Genomic DNA, 18365 nt, shown 5'->3' with positions numbered 1-18365 from the left:
GTCAAACGATCTTCTTCACCGTGTCGACGATCTTGGCCGAGCTGAGCAGCGCCAGCTTTTCCAGGTTCGCGGCATAGGGCAGCGGCACGTCCTCGTTCGCCACGCGCAACACGGGGGCGTCGAGATCGTCGAACCCTTCCTCCATGCAGATCGCGACGATCTCCGAGGCGATCGAGCAGGTCGCCCAGCCCTCCTCCGCCACGACCAGGCGGTTGGTCTTCTTCAGGCTCTTGAGCACCGCCGCCTTGTCGAGCGGACGCAGCGTGCGCAGGTCGATGACCTCGACGTCGATCCCCTCTTCCGCCAACTTGTCGGCGGCTTCGAGCGCGAGGCCCACGCCGATCGAATAGCTGACGATCGTCACGTCCTTGCCCTCGCGCATGACGCGCGCCTTGCCGATCGGCAGGACGTAATCGTCGAGCGCCGGCACCTCGAACGTGCGACCGTAAAGCAATTCGTTCTCGAGGAAGACGACGGGATCCTCGGTGCGGATCGCCGCCTTGAGCAGGCCCTTGGCATCGGCCGCGTCATACGGCGCGATCACGATCAGCCCGGGAACGCTGGCGTACCACGGGCCGTAATTCTGGCTGTGCTGCGCGCCGACGCGTGAGGCCGCGCCGTTCGGGCCGCGGAACACGATCGGGCAGCGCATCTGTCCACCGGACATGTAATTGGTCTTGGCGGCGGAATTGATGATGTGGTCGATCGCCTGCATCGCGAAATTGAACGTCATGAACTCGACGATCGGACGCAAGCCCCCCATCGCCGCGCCGGTGCCGACGCCCGCGAAGCCGTATTCGGTGATCGGCGTATCGATCACGCGCTTCGGCCCGAACTCGTCGAGCAGGCCCTGGGTCACCTTGTAGGCGCCCTGATATTCGGCGACTTCCTCGCCCATCACGAAGACGCGATCGTCCTTGCGCATCTCCTCGGCCATGGCATCGCGCAACGCCTCGCGCAGCGTGACCTTGACCATCTCGGTGCCAGCGGGGATCGCCGGATCGGAGACTTCGGCGTCGTGCTTGGCCGCCTCGAACATCTGGCGCGCGCCGGTCTCGACCTTCTCCTGTGCCGGGTGCGCCGAATCCTCGACCGCGTCGTCCTTCTTCTCGTCGGCCTTCGCTTCGGGTTCCGGGCTATCGTCTTTCGATTTATCGGTGTCGGCCGTGGTCGCCGCTTCTCCTGAAGCGTCCTCGCCTTCTTCCAGCAGGGTCGCGATGACGGTGCCGACCTTCACGTTGTCGGTGCCTTCGGCGACGGTTATCCTGCCGATCGTGCCTTCGTCGACGGCCTCGAATTCCATCGTCGCCTTGTCGGTCTCGATCTCGGCCATGATGTCGCCGGATTTCACGACGTCGCCTTCCTTGACCAGCCATTTGGCCAGCGTGCCCTCTTCCATCGTCGGCGAAAGGGCGGGCATCTTGATCTCGATGGGCATCAGTAGTTTTCCACCAGCACGTCGGTATAGAGTTCGGCCGGTTCCGGCTCGGGCGCGGTTTCGGCGAAGTCGGCCGCATCGGCGACGACCTTGCGGATCTCCTTCTCGATCTCCTTCAGCTCGTCTTCCCTGACGCCGGCTTCCTCGAGCAGTTTCTTGCAATGCTCGATCGGGTCGGACTTGTCGCGCACCGCCTGAACCTCCTCGCGCGAGCGATACTTGGCCGGATCGGACATCGAGTGACCGCGATAGCGATACGTCTTCATCTCGAGGATGATCGGACCCTTGCCCGCGCGGACCCAGGCCAACGCCTCTTCCGCCGCGCCGCGCGCCGCCAGCACGTCCATGCCGTCGATCTGGATGCCCGGGATGCGGAAGCTCTCGCCGCGACGATACAGCTGATCTTCCGAGGACGCGCGGTTCACCGAAGTGCCCATCGCGTATTGGTTGTTCTCGATCACGTAGATGACCGGCAGCTTCCACAGCTCGGCCATGTTGAAGCTTTCGTAGACCTGCCCCTGGTTCGACGCGCCATCGCCGAAATAGGCCAGGCAGACGCCGCCATCCTCGCGATATTTGTGCGCGAAGCCGAGCCCGGTGCCGAGCGACACCTGCGCGCCCACGATGCCGTGGCCGCCGTAGAATTTATGCTCGACGCTGAACATGTGCATCGAGCCGCCCTTGCCCTTCGAGATGCCCGCCTGACGCCCGGTCAGCTCGGCCATCACGTCCTTCGGCGGAATCCCGCACAACAGCATATGGCCGTGATCGCGATAGCCGGTGATCACGCTGTCCTTGTCCGACAATGCGGATTGCAGCCCGACCGCGACCGCTTCTTGCCCGATATACAGGTGGCAGAAACCGCCGATCAGGCCGAGGCCGTAGAGCTGCCCGGCCTTCTCTTCGAAACGGCGGATGAGCAGCATCTGCTTGTAGAATTCGAGCAGCTCGTCTTTCGACGCCTCGTACAGTTTCGGCTCGTCGGGGCGCTCGCGATTGGGGGCGAGCGGTTCGATCTTTCGGGCGGCGGGGGCTTTGGCCACAGGCTGGAACCTCGTTTTCCTTGGGGAGGAGAAGGGCGCGTATAAGCGCCTTTTGGTCGCGACATCAATCGTCCGCGACATGCAGAAGTTTCGTACCCCCAAGCAATCGGTGATTGCCCCGGCCGCAACGCCCCGCCTAAAGCGATGCGAGATGGATTCCGCACCAGAGCCGCGACACGCCCACCCGCTTCGCATCGCCAATTTCCGCGCCTATTTCGTGGCGCGCTTCGCCATGACGATCGCGCAGAACGCGATGATCATCGTCATCGGCTGGCAGGTCTATACCATCGCCCGCGAACAGATGGGGATGAGCGTCAGCGGCGCGGCGGCGCAATTGGGGCTGATCGGGCTGCTGCAATTCCTGCCGCTGTTCCTGACGACGCCGGTCTCGGGCTTCGTCGCGGATCGCTTCGACCGGCGCTGGATCACGCGGATCACGGTCGGACTGCAACTCCTCTGCGCCTTCATCCTCGCGCTCGCGACGTACGAGGGCTGGATCTCGCTGCCGATCCTGTTTTCCGTCGCGGTGCTGCTCGGCCTGGCGCGGGCCTTTTCCGGCCCGGCCTTTTCCGCGCTCGCCCCCAATCTGGTGCCGCGCGAGGTCCTGCCGACGGCGATCGCGCTCAGTTCGATCTCGTGGCAGGTCGGCACGATCATCGGCCCGGCGATCGGCGGTTTCGCCTATGCCCATGCACGCAGCGGCGCCTATTGGCTGGCGGTCGCCCTGTTCGGCGTCGCGCTGGCGTGCATGTCGCTGATCGGCCGCGTCGCGCAGCCGCCCCGCTCGGCGGCGCATCCGATCCGCCAGATCATCGACGGGCTGCGCTATGTCGGGCAGAACAAGCTGGTGCTGGGCACGATCACGCTCGATCTGTTCGCCGTCTTCCTGGCGGGCACGAGCGCGCTGCTGCCGATCTATGCGCACGATATCTTCAAGGTCGGGGCGCAGGGCCTGAGCCTGCTCGCCGCGGCCCCCGCGGTCGGGGCATCGGTGATCGCGCTGATCTTCTCGATCCGCCCGCTCAAGCACAATGTCGGGCCGCGCATGCTGATCTCGGTGCTGGTCTATGGTACCGCGACGATCCTGTTCGGCATCGCGCACCTGATCGTGCCGGCCTATGCGTTCGAGGTCGGCGTGGGTGCGCTCGCGGTGGCGGGCGGGGCCGACATGTTTTCGGTCTATATCCGCCAGTCGTTGATCCAGCTTTACACGCCGGACGAGATGCGCGGCCGCGTCGGCGCGGTGTCGCAGCTGACGATCTCCGCCTCGAACGAGCTGGGCGAGGCCGAATCCGGTTTCCTCGCCTCGATGCTCGGGCCGATCGGTGCGGTGCTGGTCGGCGGCGGCGGGGCGATTGTAGTGACGATCCTGTGGACCTATCTGTTTCCCAGCATCCGCCGTGCGAAGACGTTCGATCCGCCTGAACCCCAAAAGCTGGAGGCAAAATCATGAAAGCCAACACGATCCTCGAGACGATCGGCAACACGCCGCACATCCGTCTGCAGCGCCTGTTTCCCGGCAACGAGGTGTGGATCAAGTCGGAGCGCTCCAATCCGGGCGGCTCGATCAAGGACCGGATCGCGCTCGCCATGATCGAGGCGGCGGAGGCATCCGGCGAATTGCAGCCCGGCGGGACGATCATCGAGCCGACCTCCGGCAATACCGGCGTCGGGCTGGCGATGGTCGCGGCGGTGAAGGGGTACAAGCTCGTGCTCGTCATGCCCGAAAGCATGTCGATCGAACGCCGCCGCCTGATGCTGGCGTATGGCGCGACCTTCGACCTGACGCCGCGCGAAAAGGGCATGAAGGGCGCGATCGAGCGCGCGCTCGAACTGGTCGAGCAGACACCGAACAGCTGGATGCCGCAGCAGTTCGAGAATCCGGCGAATATCGAGGTGCATACGCGGACGACCGCACAGGAAATCCTCACCGACTTCGCCGATACGCCGATCGACGTGATCATCACCGGCGTCGGCACCGGCGGACACATCACCGGCGTGGCCGAGACGCTGAAGAAGAGCTGGCCAAACCTGAAGGTCTATGCGGTCGAGCCGCAGGCCTCGCCGGTGATTTCCGGCGGGCAGCCGGGGCCGCACCCGATCCAGGGCATCGGCGCGGGCTTCGTGCCGGCCAACCTCCATACCCAGGCGATCGACGGCGCGATCCAGGTCGATGCCGCCGTCGCCAAGGACATGGCGCGCCGCGCCGCGACCGAGGAGGGCATGCTGGTCGGCATCTCGTCCGGCGCGACGCTCGCCGCGATCCTGCAGAAACTGCCCGATTTGCCCGACGATGCGCGCGTGCTCGGCTTCAACTACGATACCGGCGAACGCTACCTGTCGGTGCCCGATTTCCTGCCCGAAAGCTGACAAATAATAATCGGCGCCGGCATGATACAGGTATCGCCCGGCGCCGGTAACCATTATGAACGCGCCAGCGGTGTTCGGAGCACCTTTGGGGGAATTTGAATGCGTAAGGCGATGATCGGCATCACCGCGATGCTGGTGCTGGTACAGATCTGGCCGTCGATGTTCGGCCAGCGCAGCGCCGCCGATCTCTCCGTACCCGCCGCCCATGCCGCCGCCTCGAGCCCGATGCCGACGCGTCGCGGTACCGCAAGTGCCTGGGAAACCACGACTCCTCCCGCCTGCGCGCCGCAACATCGCGTCACGCTGGCCGCCTGCGCCAAGGGCGATCGCGCTTGCTCGAACCGCGCCGCCCACGCCTGGGACGTGTGCGAAGCCACCGGATTCTGGCCGCAATAGACCCGGACGGAGCGGAGCGAATCGACTTACGAGTCGCCGCTCTGTACGGGTTCGCGCATGCCGAAAACCCCACTTCCGATCTCGCCGAGGCTCCGCGCGATCCTCGGGCTCGTCGCACTGATCGCGATCGCGCTGCCCGCGCTGATCGTCGCCACCGCCGCCCCGATCACGCCGCGCCCCCGCATCGCGGCGGTGCCGCAGCGCGTCGTGCCGCAGGCCGAACTGCCGCCGGTCGAGCCGCTCGCCTATCAGGATCTCGATCCCGACGAGGCGCGCGCGTTCAACAAGACGGTGCCCTTCTCGACCGACCCCAATCCGCCCGCACGCCCGTTCTTCCTCACCGGCACCGTCGAGGACAAGGCGCGCGCGACCGACTGCATGGCGGTGGCGATGCTCTACGAAGCGGGCGACGACACGCTCGGCCAGCGCTCGGTCGGCCAGGTGGTGATCAACCGCGTGCGCCACCCCGCATTCCCAAAGACGATCTGCGGCGTGGTTTTCCAGGGATCGGAGCGCAGCACCGGTTGCCAGTTCACCTTCACCTGCGACGGCGTGCTGATGCGGCATGCCTGGTCGGACGAGGCGTGGCGCCGGGCGCGGGAGACGGCGGCGCTCGCGCTCACCGGCCGCGTGTTCAAGGCGGTGGGCTATTCGACGCATTATCACACCGACTGGGTGGTGCCGTATTGGCAATCGAGCCTCGACAAGGTCGCGCGCGTGCGCACGCATCTGTTCTTCCGCTGGACCGGCTGGTGGGGCACGCCGCCCGCCTTCCGCCGCGCGGTGTCGCCAAGCGAACCGGTGATCCCGGCGCTCGCCGCCCTGTCGGACGCGCACAAGACCGGCGCGGCGCTGGCCGAAGCGGAGGCGGCGAAGATCGAGGCGGCGGCGGCGGAAGGCACCCTGCCCGCGCCCGCCCCGGGTGATGCCGACAGCTTCCTGGTGACGATCGATCCGAAGCTGGCGCCGGAAAGCTATGCGACGCTGGCGGCGGCAACCTGCGCCGATCGGCCGTATTGCAAGTTCATGGGCTGGAGCAGCAAGGCGAGGACGCCCACTGCCCTGCCCCTGCAACCGGCCCAAGTCGCGGCGATGTCGTTCAGCTATCTGCGCGATCACGCGCGGGGCTACGACAAGCCGCTGTGGAACTGCGCGGAGTTTCCGCGGCCGGACAAGACGCAGTGCATGAAGCTGCAGATGCTGCCCCCGGCGGTGCCGGTGACGCGCCCGGCGGCGGAGGTTTTCAAGCTGGAGACGTTGCCGGGATCGAAAGTATCGGTGCCGGTGGCGAAACCAGCACCGGATGCGCTGACCGGGGTGCGGCGGCGGGTGGAGATGACCGGGGTGCCGCCGAAGCCGGTGGCTACGCCGACAGCGACGGCGGAGGGGCGTTGATGCAGCTTGCAACCGGGATGCCTAACATGTGCCGCAAATATAGGGGCAATGACCGCTTTCGCCCCACACCCGGACGTCCGCGTGGGCAATTCGCCCTCCCGAAAGCGGTCATCCGTTCAGCATGGCCGTTCCCGATGCTCCGGCTCCGAGTGGCCATTTCGGGAAAAAGCAATCGGGACCAGATTTTGGGAAGGCGAAACCCGCCTGTGGTCGTCAGCCCGAGCGGGGAGGCCGGTTTCCCGATCTATGTTTGTTTCCGGGAATGACTATCACCCAAGTGTTCCTTGTTTTTATCGTGCGCCCGTGATTGACACCATCAAAACGGAGTTGGGGGAATGACAGAATGCGACGATTGATGTGGTTCTTGGTAATTGCATGTGCCGGGTTCGCCGTCGTTCCGGCATCAGCTCGCAGCTCTGGCGCAGCGATCGATGCGATCGCCAAGGATTATGTGGCGCTAAGCCTGGCCGCGGGCGAGCGGGATCCAGGCTATGTCGATGCCTATTTTGGCCCGTCAACCCTCGCCGCCGCAGCAAAGCTCGATAGGCGCACGCCATCTGAACTGAGCGCCGATGCAGCGAGGCTACACACGCGACTGGCGACGATCGACCCGAAGACGCTGTCGCCCATCGAGCGCAAGCGCCGCGCGGCGCTGCTGCTCCAACTCATGGCCGCGCAAACGCGCATGGCGATGGTTGCGGGCAAGAAGATCAGCTTCGATCAGGAGGCCAAGAGCCTGTTCGGCGTGACGTTCGCTGCACCGCCATTGGCCAGTTTCGATCCCATTCTCGCCGAGCTCGACCGCCTCGTGCCCGCCGGACCGGGAACGCTTGCCGAGCGCATAAAAAGGCTGAGCGACCGTGTCACCGTACCGCCCGAAAAGGCGGAAACGGTAGTCAAGGCGGCCATCGCCGAATGTCGCCGTCGGACGCTCGACCATATCGCGATACCGCCGAGCGAAGCGATCAAGCTGGAGATGGTTCGCGACAAGCCATGGGCCGGCTACAATTATTTCCAAGGCCACGCTCACAGCCTGATTCAGGTCAACCTTGATGTGCCGCTTACGATGGACATGGTCATCAAGCTGGGCTGCCACGAGGCATATCCCGGACACCACGTGCTCTATTCCCTCTACGAACAGAACCTGGCGAAGCGGCGGGGCTGGATCGAATATACGGTGTTCCCCCTCTTTGCGCCGATGGCACTGATCGCTGAGGGATCGGCCGACTATGGGCCGGACCTGGCGTTCCCCGGCGATGAACGCATTGCATTCGAGCGCGACACCCTGTTCCCCCTCGCTGGGCTCGATCCGGCGGACGCGGCGTTGTTCGAAAAGGTCCGGACCGTGCAAGCGAAGCTCGTGCCGGCGTCGGCGGTGATCGCGCGCGACTATATCGACGGACGGATCGATCGCGCCCGCGCCGTTGCCTTGAAGGAGCAATATGTCCTAGTGACTCCGCAGGAAGCGCAACGGAGCATCCGTTTCGTGGATACCTATCGCAGCTATCTGCTCAACTATTTCCTGGGTCGCGCCATGGTTGCCAAGAAGATGGCGACGGTAGGCACAGATCCCGCCGCGCGCTGGACCGCGTTCGAGCAGCTGATCGGCGGCCCTACTACGCCTGACGATCTCGTCGCGCCGTGACAAGGGGGCTGATATGCCGCTATATCGCCGCTCGCGTTCCAAAAACCATAGTCAGGGATGAAATATGGGAAGCGATTGGCGTTCCCAATTCTCGATCCTTTTCGGGAAAGGCCGCAGCGTCAGGCGACGTCCGCCAACGCCATGCGCCTTCCCGATAGCGGCCGGTCCGTTCCACACCCAAAACCGGACCTTCAGCGCATTGCGACGCCTTCTCAAAGGCTGAAAGGCCGGCAATTCCCATGCATCGTCGTTCAAGAAGCTGACGGCACCGCGAGACGCCGGAAGTTCGTTGCCCGGCCCGACGCGATCGAGCCGATTTCCCGCCGCCGCTACGTTCCCTGGCCGACGCGATCGGCCCCACATACAGCCACTCAAGACAGTAGTTGCCTCCGCCGCACCGCGCTCCGCCAGTTATTCCTTACAATTTTCTTGTTAACCTTCAATTTGGGTTCCGTACGAAATCGGTCTCGCTTAATGCCCCGTTAACGGCGAGCGAGGGTCGCGGCCAAACCGGGGATAATGTTCATGAAGACATTTTTGATGACGGCTGCTGCCGTCTGCGCGTTCGCAGCTTCTGCAGTCCAGGCCGAGACGATGACCTTTTCCGGTGTGACGACATCTTTCGTCACCGGGCCCTATGTGGAAAACGGTATTACGATGACGCCGCCCACCGGCGGTGGATATTATGGTTTTCAGAGCAACGGAACGGTCCATCTTGACCAAGGCTCGACGAACGGCATTTACGACTTCACCTTTGCCAGCGGACTTTTCGATCTCGTCAGCATCGACGTCGCGACATCCTACGGAGCCGGCGGTTTGGGCACCTTCACCGCGTTCGATGCAGGCAATACCCAGATCGGCACCGTCAACTTCAGCGCGAACACGGTCGGCACCAAACTGCTCAGCCTGACGGGCGTTTCTCGCCTCCGTCTGGTTGCGACAGGCACCCATTTCAACATCGACAATCTCGTGCTCAACGCAGCGGCTGTGCCCGAGCCAGCCACCTGGGGCATGATGATCGCAGGCTTCGGCATGATGGGCGCAGCCATGCGAACGCGTCGGCGCAGCACGAACGTCACGTTCGCCTAACTTCTCGTTCGAGAACGCCGAGCCGCTGGCCGAAAGGCCGGCGGCTTGTTCGTATTTACCGCTGGAGCGGACCGTCGGCTTTCCGGCATGATCCCAAGGTCCGGGTCCGATCTCGACTTGCAGTACGATGCGCCGGCACTCGACGTGTCCGAGTTACTTGGCGGGCAGGCATGCCACCGGCTTGCGTCTCGCTCCGAACGCAGTGGTCGAGCCGATCGATTTCCGCGCGCGCGGGGAAGGACGGGGCGCGGTTTGGGATGCGGCGATGCCTCGGAAACCGGCTTCGGTCTCGGTGAGATTGCACGGCCCCAGCCCAACCCCTCCCCTGAAGGGGAGGGGCTTTTGCAGACGATCACGCCGCCATGAACATCTCGGGCGGCAGCGCCATCAGCGATTCCGCGCCGCTTTCGATCTTGCGGCGGAGCGCGCCGGCGTCGGGCAGGATGCGTTCGGCGAAGAAGCGGGCCGTTACCAGCTTGGCGTCGAGAAAGGCGGCATCGCCCTCGCCCGCCGCCTTCAGCTTCACCGCGGCGCTCGCCATGCGCAGCCACATCAGGCCGGTCGCCACTAGGCCCATGATCTGCATGTAGCTGTACGCGCCGGCGCCGACATTGTCGGGGTTCTGCATGCCGTTCTGCATGAACCACATCGTCGCCGCCTGAAGCTCGCCATTGGCCTTTTCCAGCGCGCCCGCGAACGCCGCCGTTTCCGGCACCGCCTTGGCCGCCGCGACATCCTCGGCGACGATGCGGAACAGCGCCTGCACCGCGCGGCCGCCATTGCTGGCCAGCTTGCGGCCGACCAGATCCATCGCCTGCACGCCGTTGGTGCCTTCGTAGATCATCGCGATCCGCGCATCGCGGACATATTGCTCCATGCCCCATTCGGCGATGTAGCCGTGGCCGCCGTACACCTGTTGCGCGTTGGTCGCGATCTCATAGCCCTTGTCGGTGCCATAGCCCTTGATCACCGGCGTGAGCAGGCCGAGCAGGTCGCCCGCCAGCTGCTTCTCCTCGTCGGTCGGCGCGGCATGTTCGAGATCGGCCTGGAGCGCGCCCCACAGGCACAAGGCGCGAAGCCCCTCGGTCATCGCCTTGGCCTCCATCAGCATGCGGCGAACGTCCGGGTGGACGAACAGGGTATCGGCCTTTTCGTTCGGCTCCTTGGGACCGGTCAGCGCGCGGCCCTGGCGGCGATCGTGCGCGTACTGGACGGCGTTCTGGTATGCCGTCTCGCCCACCGCGAGGCCCTGAAGGCCGACGCCCAGGCGGGCCGCGTTCATCATGATGAACATCGCGGCCAGGCCTTTCATCTCCTCGCCGACCAGCCAGCCGGTCGCGCCATCGTAATTCATCACGCAGGTGGAATTGGCGTGGATGCCCATCTTGTGTTCGATCGACCCGCACGACACCGCGTTGCGCGCGCCGATCGCCCCGTCGTCGCCGACCATGAACTTCGGCACGACGAACAGCGAAATGCCCTTCGAGCTTTCCGGCGCGCCCGGCGTCTTGGCGAGGACGAGGTGGATGATGTTCGAGGTGAGATCATGCTCGCCGCTGGAGATGAAGATCTTCGTGCCGGTGATCGCATAGGAGCCGTCGGCGTTCGGCTCGGCGCGGGTGCGGATCAGGCCGAGATCGGTGCCGCATTGCGGCTCGGTCAGGTTCATCGTGCCGCCCCATTCGCCGCTGACCATCTTGGGGACGTACTTCGCCTTCTGCTCGTCGGTGCCCTTGACCAGCAAGGCGGCGATCGCGCCGTGCGTGAGGCCGGGATACATCGCGAACGCCATGTTGGCGGAGATCATATATTCCTGGAACGCGGTCGAGATGACATGCGGCATGCCCTGCCCGCCGAACGCCTCCGGCGCGCTGAGCGTGCCCCAGCCGGATTCGACGAACGCGGCATAGGCTTCCTTGAAGCCCTTGGGCGTCGTCACGCTGCCGTCGTCGTGGCGCGTGCAACCTTCCTGGTCGCCCGAATGGTTGATCGGGAAGAGCACTTCGGCGACGAACTTGCCGCCTTCGTCCAGCACCGCATCGACCACGTCGGGCGTCGCGTTCTGGAAGCCGGGGAGATTGGCGTAGTTCTGCAGGCCGACGACGTGTTCGAGGACGAAGCGCGTATCGCGCACGGGCGGGGTGAATTGCGGCATGGGGGTTCCTTCAACCTTGATTCGTATGGAGCACGGCGACGAACGCGTTCAGCTCGGCGATCGCCGCGTCGATATCCTGTTTCTGCGATTCCAGCAGCGCGATGCGCTCCTGACAGCGTTCGATCGTGACGAGGCGCTGTGCCTTGCGGCCGTCGCCGATGTCGTAGAGGTCGATCATCTCGCGGATCTCGGTGAGCGAGAAGCCGACGCGCTTGCCGCGCAGGATCCAGGCGAGCCGGGCGCGATCGCGGTGCGAATAGACCCGCGTGGTGCCGCGCCGTTCGGGGGCGATCAGCCCCTCGTCCTCGTAGAAGCGCAGCGCGCGGGCGGTGACGTCGAATTCCGAGGACAGGTCCGAGATCGTGAAGTGCTCGCGATCGTCGCGCGGCGGGACGATGACATAAGCGGGCGCATGAGCGACGGTCGACATGCGCGTGACTTAGGTTCCGTTTACGTGAACGTCAATCGCCGCCGCACAGAAGTCGCCCCTTCGTGTCGCGCAGCGTCGAGGCTTCCGATGCCGATTCGCTCAGCCGCTCGACGTCGAGCGCGGCGATCGAGGCGCGACGCTGGCAGACCCCGGCGCATGCCTCGGGCACCTGCGCCGGGAAGACGATGCGGTCGCCCTCGAACCGCGCCCGGAAGCTGCAGCCCGGCGCGGCGGGGATGTCGATGCTCAGCGTCTCGCCGTCGCGGGTGACGGTGCCAGAGCCGGCGCAATTCAGGTTGTCGCCATAATCGACGAAGACGCCGATGCGGTAGTTTTTGGCGGCCGGCACGATGCACACGCGGTCGGTCTCGCGGGCGTACAGGCCGGTGATGTCGGCGCTGGCGGGATCGGGGATCACCCCGGCGGCGATCGCCGCGGCTTCGAGGCCGGTGGCGGGCGTGGCGTTCGGAGCGGGCGTGGTGCCTTCCCTGGAACAGGCGGCGAGCAGGAGGAGCGCCGGCAGCGCGCGGTTCATTCGACGCGGCTCAACGTGTCGCCCTCGATGCGGCGGAAGAAGCACGACCGTTCGCCGGTGTGGCACGCCGGGCCGACGGGATCGACGATCAGCCACACCGCATCCTGATCGCAATCGATGCGGATGTCGTGGACGTAGAGGACGTTGCCGGAGCTTTCGCCCTTCTTCCAGAGCCTGCCCCGGCTGCGCGACCAGAAATGCGCCTCGCGCGTGGCGATCGTCGCGGCCAGCGCTTCGGCGGTCATATGGGCGAGCATCAGGACCTCGCCGGTGGTGCGATCGGTGGCGACGGCGGTGATCAGGCCGGCGGCGTCGTATCGGGGGTTCAGCGTGAGGCCGGTGTCGCGGGAGTCGGGCATCGGGAGGGTTTAGCGGCGGCCGGGCGAAATGTCGTCATGAGAGCGAAGCGCATGGGTCCGATCGCTCCCTCTTCGTCATCCCAGCGAAGGCTGGGATCTTTGTGGGGATGTCGCTGCTCCAGCCTCATTGAGATCCCAGCCTTCGCTGGGATGACGGTTGGGGTTCTGGGGAGCAGAAGGTCACCCCTTTCGAATCGCCTTCACCAAGTCCGTCTTGCTCATCTTCGATCGCCCGGCGATGCCGATCTCGCGCGCTTCCTTCAACAGATCCGCCTTCGTGCGGTGCTCAAGCTCGGTCCCACGATGCTTCAGCGTGCCCGCTGCCTTGGCGTTCGCGATTCGCGCCGCTTTCTCCGGGGACGCGCCGTCGCGGCGCAGATCCTCGTACAATTTGTCGTCCTTGATGCTCGGTCCGTGATCCTTCGCCATCGCGCAAGCCTCCTGATTACGCCCGGAAAACGGCCAATGCGGTGGATCGCTCCACCCGTTTCTTACAAAAGCGCGACAAAGCCGCATCGCGCCCCTATATGGCAGGCGAAGCAACACCCCGAAGGGCGCCATGCTGACGACCAATCCGTTCGACACCCCTGACGATGGGGATAAGCTGCGCGAAGAGTGCGGTATTTTCGGCGTTTCCGGCAGCGAGGGCGCGGCGGCGCTGGTCGCGCTCGGGCTGCACGCGCTGCAGCATCGCGGGCAGGAGGCGGCGGGGATCACCAGCTTCGACGGAGCCGAATTCCACACCCACCGCGCGATGGGCCATGTCGCGGGCAATTTCGACCGCGACGACATCATCGGCGCGCTGCGCGGCACCGTCGCCTGCGGCCATGTGCGCTATTCAACCACCGGCGAGACGGCATTGCGCAACGTGCAGCCGCTCTATGCCGATCTGGCGAGCGGTGGCTTCGCGATCGCGCACAACGGCAACATCTCGAACGCGATGCGCATCCGGCGCGATTTGGTGCGGCGTGGCTCGATCTTCCAGTCGACCAGCGATACCGAGACGATCATTCACCTCGTCGCCACGTCCAACTACCGCACCGTGGTCGACAAGTTCATCGATGCGCTGAAGCAGGTCGAAGGCGCCTATTCGCTGATCGTGATGACGCCGGAGGGGATGATCGCCTGCCGCGATCCGCTCGGCATCCGCCCCCTCGTGATGGGCAAATTGGGTGACGCGGTGATCTTCGCGTCCGAAACCGTCGCGCTCGACGTATGCGGGGCGGAATTCGTCCGCTCGATCGATCCGGGCGAGCTGGTGATCGTCAAGGGCGACCAGATCCTGTCGCACCGCCCGTTCGCGCCGGTCGCGGCACGGCCGTGCATCTTCGAATACGTCTATTTCTCGAGGCCCGATTCGATCTCGGAGGACCGCAGCGTCTACACCGTGCGCAAGGCGATCGGGGCGCAGCTGGCGATCGAGTCGCCGGTCGAGGCGGATCTCGTCATTCCGGTGCCGGATTCGGGCACGCCGGCGGCGTTGGGCTATGCGCAGCAATCGGGGATACCGTTCGAACTCGGCATCATCCGCTCGCATTATGTCGGCCGCACCTTCATCCAGCCGAACAACGAGGTCCGGCATCTCGGCGTGAAGCTGAAGCACAATGCCAATCGCGCGCTGATCAAGGACAAGAAGATCGTGCTGATCGACGATTCGATCGTGCGCGGCACCACGAGCCTGAAGATCGTGCAGATGATGCGCGATGCCGGCGCGGCCGAGGTCCATATGCGCATCGCGTCGCCCCCGACGCGGCATTCCTGCTTCTACGGCGTCGACACGCCCGAGCGCGCCAAGCTGCTCGCCGCGAACATGAACATCGACGAGATGAACACCTATATCCAGGCCGACAGCCTGGCCTTCGTGTCGATCGACGGCCTGTACAAGGCGCTCGGCGATCCCAAGCGCAACGCGATCCGGCCGAGCCACTGCGACGCCTGCTTCACGGGCGATTACCCGACCAGCCTGACCGATCAGGACGATGTGGTGCAGATCGACCAGTTCGCGCTGCTAGCCGAGCGGATGGTTTAGCCTCAGTCCCAAAAAAATATCGTCATGCTGAACTTGTTTCAGCATCCATGCGCGGTCATCAGCCATCATGACGGTGTCCGTGGATCGGCTGACCGCGCCTGGATCCTGAAACGAGTTCAGGATGACATTCGAACTTGGATTTGCTCATGACCGACCTCCCCCTCCAGAACCAGATCGCCCTCGTCACCGGGGCCAGCCGCGGGATCGGTGCGGCCACGGCCAAGGCGCTTGCCGCCGCCGGCGCGCACGTCGTGCTCACCGCGCGCACCGCCAAGGATCTGGAGGCGGTCGAGACCGCGATCTTCGATGCCGGCGGCAGCGCGACGATCGCGCCGCTCGATTTGGCCGCGACCGACAGCATCGGTCGGCTGGCCGTGGCGATCGGCGAGCGTTGGCCCGCGCTCGACATCCTGGTGCTCAACGCCGCGATGCTCGGCAGCCTGACGCCGGTGCCGAGCATCGACGCGAAGGAACTGGCGCAGGTCCTGACCCTGAATGTCAGCGCGCAGGCGGCGATGATCACCGCGTTCGACCCGATGCTGCGCAAATCGAAACGCGCGCGCGTGATCGGCCTTACCTCCAGCGTCGGCCGCAAGGCCCGCGCCTATTGGGGCCTGTACGGCGCATCCAAGGCCGCGTTCGAAGTGCTGCTGACGTCGTATGGCGAGGAGATGGAGCGGATCAGCTCGATCCGCACCGCGATCGTGGATCCCGGCGCGACCCGCACGAAGATGCGCGAGCGCGCCTATCCGGGGGAAGACCCGGCTTCGGTGAAGACGCCGGACGTGGTGGGGGATCGGATCGCGGCGCTGGTGATCGAGGAATTCGAGACCGGGCATTTCGAACGGGTGGGCTGAGGCGAGCGGCTCACCCGTCATCCCGGACTTGATCCGGGATCCAATAAGCGGCTTGGTGTTCCGCCCATAATCGAAGCTCGCCATCGCGGCACGTTGGATCCCGGATCAAGTCCGGGATGACGGAATTTAAGGCGGCGTTATCGTACCGCCGCGTCGATCAGCTTTTGCTGGAAGGCCGCGCGGGCCGCCGACAGATCCGGCCCTGTCGCCTTCGGCCAGGCGCTCGACATGGCGATGACGATGCGGCGCTTCGGGTCGATCAGGATGCTTTGCCCGAAAATCCCCTGCGCGCCGTAGCGTGCATCCGGATAGGTCCACCATTGATAGCCATAGCCGAAGCCCGGCCGCCCGACATCTGCCTTGGGCGCGGTCGCCGCCGCGAACCAGCCGGGCGCGACGACACCCTTGCCGCCGCCCAGCACCAGCACGCCCATCCGCGCATAATCGCGTAGCGCGACGGACAGGCAGCAGCCGCCGATATCCTGGCCCGACTGATCGACCATCCAGAACGCGTCCTGCTCCATGCCGAAGGGCTGCCAGACCTTTTCGCTGAGATAGGACGCCAGCGATTTCTTCGTCGCCTTGCTGACCAGCACGCCGATCAGGTTGGTCTCGCCGGTCTTGTAGACCCATTTCTGCCCCGGCGGTGTGTCGCGCGGTAGGGTGCGCATATAAGCGATCGTCGGGTCCATGCCGGCCGGAACGGGGCGAAGATACATCCCCGCCACGTCGGACTTGGGATCGGTATAATCCTCGTTCCACTTCACGCCGGACGTCATCGTCAGCAATTGCGCGATGCTCACCCCGTCATAGCCGCTGCCGGCCAGTTCCGGGATGTACTTCGTCACCGGTTCCTCGACCGACTTGATATAGCCGTCCTTGATCGCCGCGCCGACGAGCGTGGAGGTGAACGACTTGGCGACCGAGAAGCTGGTGTAGCGCCCGCTCGCCGAATAGCCGCGCGCATAGCGTTCGAGCCGGACCTTGCCGTCCTGGACGACGATCAACCCGGCGGTGTTGTTCTGCGCCATGAAGGCATCGACCGTCGCCGCGTCGATCGGCAGCGGCGTGCCGGCGGGCAGCGAGTGGACGCGCCTGCCGCGCTTCACGACATTGCCGGGGAACACCGTCTCCATCGCCGGGAAGGTCGCGTCGCGCTTGGCCTGATCCCAGAACAGGATCGCCGCGCCGACCTGTTGCAGCTTCGCGGTGTCCACCGACGGGGACGCCACCGGCCGCGATTGCGGCGTGGTCGCGCATCCCGCCAGCGCCAGCGCCAGTGCCGTGGCGATCCCGGTTCCGATCCCGCGCATGCTCATCCTCCCTCGTCTCGTTCTTATCGTTTTATCAGCGTCACCTGGGCGACATCGATCCCACCACCCCTGAAGCCGCCCTCGCAATACATCAGGTAATAGCGCCACAGATCGACGAAATGCTGGTCGAATTCCGGCGGCAGATGTCCGCCATCGACCGCCGCGTCGAACGCGACGCGCCAGCGCATCAGCGTCTCGGCATAGTCCAGCCCGAAGGCGAAGCGATCCCGCCACTCCAGCCCGTGCGCCTCGGCCAGGCCGCGGAAGCGGCTTTCGGAGAGCAGCATCCCGCCGGGAAAGACGTAGCGCTGGATGAAATCCACATTGCGGGCATAGGATTCGAAGATCGCGTCGTCGATCAGGATGTACTGGATTGCGGCGTGCCCGCCCGGTTTCAGCGCGGCGGCGATCGCGGCGAGATAGGCCGGCCAATATTCCTGCCCGACCGCCTCGACCATCTCGATGCTGACCACCGCATCGAACTGCCCGGCGACGTCGCGATAATCGGTGAGCGAGACGGTGACGTCGCCGCCCAGCCCCGCCTCCGACAGGCGCAGATCGACGGCCGCCTTCTGTTCGGCGGAGAGCGTGATGCCGTGGACCTTGCGGCCGGCGCGCGCGGCGGTTTCGGCGAAGGAACCCCAGCCGCTGCCAATCTCCAGGATGGTATCGCCCGACACGGTGGCGGTGCGGGCGAGCATGGCGTCGAGCTTGGCGGCCTGCGCGGCTTCGAGCGTCTGATCCCGGGTCTCGAAGATCGCGCTGGAATAGGTCATGCCGGGATCGAGCCATAGGCCGTAGAAATCGTTGCCGAGATCGTAGTGGAACTCGATATTGCGCCGCGACCCCTTCTTGTCGTTACGGCGGAACCGATGCGCCAGCCGGCCAAGAAAGCGGACCAGCCCCCCTGCCCGCGCCGTCTCGCCCAGCGACACGGCGTTGCGCATGAACAGATCGAACAGCGGCACCGGATCGGGGCTGGACCAGTCGCCCTCGGCCCAGGCCTTGTACCAGCCGGCCGACCCGCCGGTGACGAGCCGCACGATCGCGCGCCAGCTCGGCATGTCGACGATCGCCACCGGGCCCGGTGCGCGACCGCCCAGCAGGCGCTGCGTGCCGTCGGGCAAGCGCGCCTCGATCGCGCCGGAGTGCAGCCCGGCATCGATCCGGTCGAGGACGCGGTGGAACAGGCCGTGGAAGCGGTTGAGCAGCCAATCGCCGCGCCGGGCCTTGCGCCCCGCTCGCCTGGGCATGCCGAAGCGACGCCCCCTGTTCGGTGTTACCGCGTTCATGATGTCCGCTTCATGCACG

At 65.3% G+C, this 18365-nt stretch carries 17 protein-coding genes; 8 read left to right on the top strand and 9 right to left on the bottom strand.

Annotation, left to right across the window (positions count from 1 at the left end):
• Position 1: 1 nt before the first annotated feature.
• Both ASG11_RS11390 and pdhA read right to left on the bottom strand, forming a co-directional pair.
• Positions 2 to 1438, bottom strand: coding sequence for a pyruvate dehydrogenase complex E1 component subunit beta (locus tag ASG11_RS11390; protein WP_055779149.1), 1437 nt, complete (start codon positions 1436 to 1438; stop codon positions 2 to 4).
• Positions 1438 to 2481 (bottom strand): pyruvate dehydrogenase (acetyl-transferring) E1 component subunit alpha, encoded by a 1044-nt coding sequence (gene pdhA, locus ASG11_RS11385; protein ID WP_055779146.1) that lies wholly within the window; start codon positions 2479 to 2481, stop codon positions 1438 to 1440. The genes ASG11_RS11390 and pdhA overlap by 1 nt, the downstream gene beginning before the upstream one ends.
• Positions 2482 to 2632: 151 nt before the next feature.
• On the opposite strand from pdhA, the gene ASG11_RS11380 reads away from it, so the two are divergent.
• From ASG11_RS11380 to ASG11_RS19285, 6 genes are all read left to right on the top strand, one after another.
• Positions 2633 to 3934 carry an MFS transporter gene (locus ASG11_RS11380; protein ID WP_055779144.1) on the top strand — a complete coding sequence of 434 codons (1302 nt, stop codon included), beginning with the start codon at positions 2633 to 2635 and terminating at the stop codon, positions 3932 to 3934.
• Positions 3931 to 4851 carry a cysteine synthase A gene (gene cysK, locus ASG11_RS11375; RefSeq protein WP_055779141.1) on the top strand — a complete coding sequence of 307 codons (921 nt, stop codon included), beginning with the start codon at positions 3931 to 3933 and terminating at the stop codon, positions 4849 to 4851. Before ASG11_RS11380 ends, cysK begins: the two co-directional genes overlap by 4 nt.
• 99 nt (positions 4852 to 4950) lie before the next feature.
• Positions 4951 to 5247 carry a hypothetical protein gene (locus ASG11_RS11370; RefSeq protein WP_055779138.1) on the top strand — a complete coding sequence of 99 codons (297 nt, stop codon included), beginning with the start codon at positions 4951 to 4953 and terminating at the stop codon, positions 5245 to 5247.
• Positions 5248 to 5304: 57 nt separating this feature from the next.
• Positions 5305 to 6642, top strand: a complete 1338-nt coding sequence (locus tag ASG11_RS11365; protein ID WP_055779135.1) for a cell wall hydrolase — start codon at positions 5305 to 5307, stop codon at positions 6640 to 6642.
• 355 nt (positions 6643 to 6997) lie between these two features.
• Positions 6998 to 8287: a hypothetical protein gene (locus ASG11_RS11360; protein WP_156363743.1), complete on the top strand. Its 1290-nt coding sequence runs from the start codon at positions 6998 to 7000 to the stop codon at positions 8285 to 8287.
• 525 nt (positions 8288 to 8812) lie between these two features.
• Positions 8813 to 9376, top strand: a complete 564-nt coding sequence (locus tag ASG11_RS19285) for a PEPxxWA-CTERM sorting domain-containing protein (protein WP_236697463.1) — start codon at positions 8813 to 8815, stop codon at positions 9374 to 9376.
• A gap of 352 nt (positions 9377 to 9728) precedes the next feature.
• Here the strand turns inward: ASG11_RS19285 and ASG11_RS11350 are convergent, their stop codons facing one another.
• The 5 genes from ASG11_RS11350 to ASG11_RS11330 form a co-directional block, all read right to left on the bottom strand.
• A complete protein-coding gene (locus ASG11_RS11350) occupies positions 9729 to 11531 on the bottom strand; it encodes an acyl-CoA dehydrogenase C-terminal domain-containing protein (protein WP_055779127.1) in 1803 nt (600 codons plus the stop codon).
• Between the two features lie 10 nt (positions 11532 to 11541).
• A complete protein-coding gene (locus ASG11_RS11345; RefSeq protein WP_055779124.1) occupies positions 11542 to 11961 on the bottom strand; it encodes a MerR family transcriptional regulator in 420 nt (139 codons plus the stop codon).
• A gap of 31 nt (positions 11962 to 11992) precedes the next feature.
• On the bottom strand, positions 11993 to 12496 hold the full coding sequence (locus ASG11_RS11340) for a hypothetical protein (RefSeq protein ID WP_055779121.1): 504 nt from the start codon (positions 12494 to 12496) through the stop codon (positions 11993 to 11995).
• Complete coding sequence (gene hisI, locus ASG11_RS11335) at positions 12493 to 12855, bottom strand: phosphoribosyl-AMP cyclohydrolase (protein WP_055779119.1); 363 nt, start codon at positions 12853 to 12855, stop codon at positions 12493 to 12495. The genes ASG11_RS11340 and hisI overlap by 4 nt, the downstream gene beginning before the upstream one ends.
• A gap of 180 nt (positions 12856 to 13035) precedes the next feature.
• Positions 13036 to 13284, bottom strand: coding sequence for a Rho termination factor N-terminal domain-containing protein (locus ASG11_RS11330; protein ID WP_055779116.1), 249 nt, complete (start codon positions 13282 to 13284; stop codon positions 13036 to 13038).
• 130 nt (positions 13285 to 13414) lie between these two features.
• On the opposite strand from ASG11_RS11330, the gene purF reads away from it, so the two are divergent.
• On the top strand, positions 13415 to 14884 hold the full coding sequence (purF, locus tag ASG11_RS11325; RefSeq protein ID WP_055779113.1) for an amidophosphoribosyltransferase: 1470 nt from the start codon (positions 13415 to 13417) through the stop codon (positions 14882 to 14884).
• 146 nt (positions 14885 to 15030) lie between these two features.
• The gene (locus ASG11_RS11320; RefSeq protein ID WP_055780760.1) at positions 15031 to 15741 is read left to right on the top strand and encodes an SDR family NAD(P)-dependent oxidoreductase; all 711 of its coding nucleotides are present in this window, start codon (positions 15031 to 15033) and stop codon (positions 15739 to 15741) included.
• Positions 15742 to 15878: 137 nt separating this feature from the next.
• On the opposite strand, the gene ASG11_RS11315 is transcribed toward ASG11_RS11320, so the two are convergent.
• Both ASG11_RS11315 and ASG11_RS11310 read right to left on the bottom strand, forming a co-directional pair.
• Positions 15879 to 17054, bottom strand: coding sequence for a serine hydrolase domain-containing protein (locus ASG11_RS11315; RefSeq protein ID WP_055779111.1), 1176 nt, complete (start codon positions 17052 to 17054; stop codon positions 15879 to 15881).
• Positions 17055 to 17077: 23 nt separating this feature from the next.
• Positions 17078 to 18346: an SAM-dependent methyltransferase gene (locus tag ASG11_RS11310; RefSeq protein ID WP_055779108.1), complete on the bottom strand. Its 1269-nt coding sequence runs from the start codon at positions 18344 to 18346 to the stop codon at positions 17078 to 17080.
• Positions 18347 to 18365 lie beyond the last annotated feature (19 nt).

Source organism: Sphingomonas sp. Leaf357, from assembly GCF_001423845.1.
Lineage (GTDB): Bacteria > Pseudomonadota > Alphaproteobacteria > Sphingomonadales > Sphingomonadaceae > Sphingomonas.
Note: the sequence above shows the minus strand (reverse complement) of the source record. Positions and strands in the feature narration are given on the sequence as shown.

Coding starts and splice junctions, on each gene's coding strand:
- ASG11_RS11390 (WP_055779149.1), bottom strand. CDS start 1,438: ATGCCCATCGAGATCAAGATGCCCGCCCTTTCGCCGACGATGGAAGAG.
- ASG11_RS11380 (WP_055779144.1), top strand. CDS start 2,633: ATGGATTCCGCACCAGAGCCGCGACACGCCCACCCGCTTCGCATCGCC.
- cysK (WP_055779141.1), top strand. CDS start 3,931: ATGAAAGCCAACACGATCCTCGAGACGATCGGCAACACGCCGCACATC.
- ASG11_RS11370 (WP_055779138.1), top strand. CDS start 4,951: ATGCGTAAGGCGATGATCGGCATCACCGCGATGCTGGTGCTGGTACAG.
- ASG11_RS11365 (WP_055779135.1), top strand. CDS start 5,305: ATGCCGAAAACCCCACTTCCGATCTCGCCGAGGCTCCGCGCGATCCTC.
- ASG11_RS11360 (WP_156363743.1), top strand. CDS start 6,998: ATGTGGTTCTTGGTAATTGCATGTGCCGGGTTCGCCGTCGTTCCGGCA.
- ASG11_RS19285 (WP_236697463.1), top strand. CDS start 8,813: ATGAAGACATTTTTGATGACGGCTGCTGCCGTCTGCGCGTTCGCAGCT.
- ASG11_RS11350 (WP_055779127.1), bottom strand. CDS start 11,531: ATGCCGCAATTCACCCCGCCCGTGCGCGATACGCGCTTCGTCCTCGAA.
- ASG11_RS11345 (WP_055779124.1), bottom strand. CDS start 11,961: ATGTCGACCGTCGCTCATGCGCCCGCTTATGTCATCGTCCCGCCGCGC.
- ASG11_RS11340 (WP_055779121.1), bottom strand. CDS start 12,496: ATGAACCGCGCGCTGCCGGCGCTCCTCCTGCTCGCCGCCTGTTCCAGG.
- hisI (WP_055779119.1), bottom strand. CDS start 12,855: ATGCCCGACTCCCGCGACACCGGCCTCACGCTGAACCCCCGATACGAC.
- ASG11_RS11330 (WP_055779116.1), bottom strand. CDS start 13,284: ATGGCGAAGGATCACGGACCGAGCATCAAGGACGACAAATTGTACGAG.
- purF (WP_055779113.1), top strand. CDS start 13,415: ATGCTGACGACCAATCCGTTCGACACCCCTGACGATGGGGATAAGCTG.
- ASG11_RS11320 (WP_055780760.1), top strand. CDS start 15,031: ATGACCGACCTCCCCCTCCAGAACCAGATCGCCCTCGTCACCGGGGCC.
- ASG11_RS11315 (WP_055779111.1), bottom strand. CDS start 17,054: ATGCGCGGGATCGGAACCGGGATCGCCACGGCACTGGCGCTGGCGCTG.
- ASG11_RS11310 (WP_055779108.1), bottom strand. CDS start 18,346: ATGAACGCGGTAACACCGAACAGGGGGCGTCGCTTCGGCATGCCCAGG.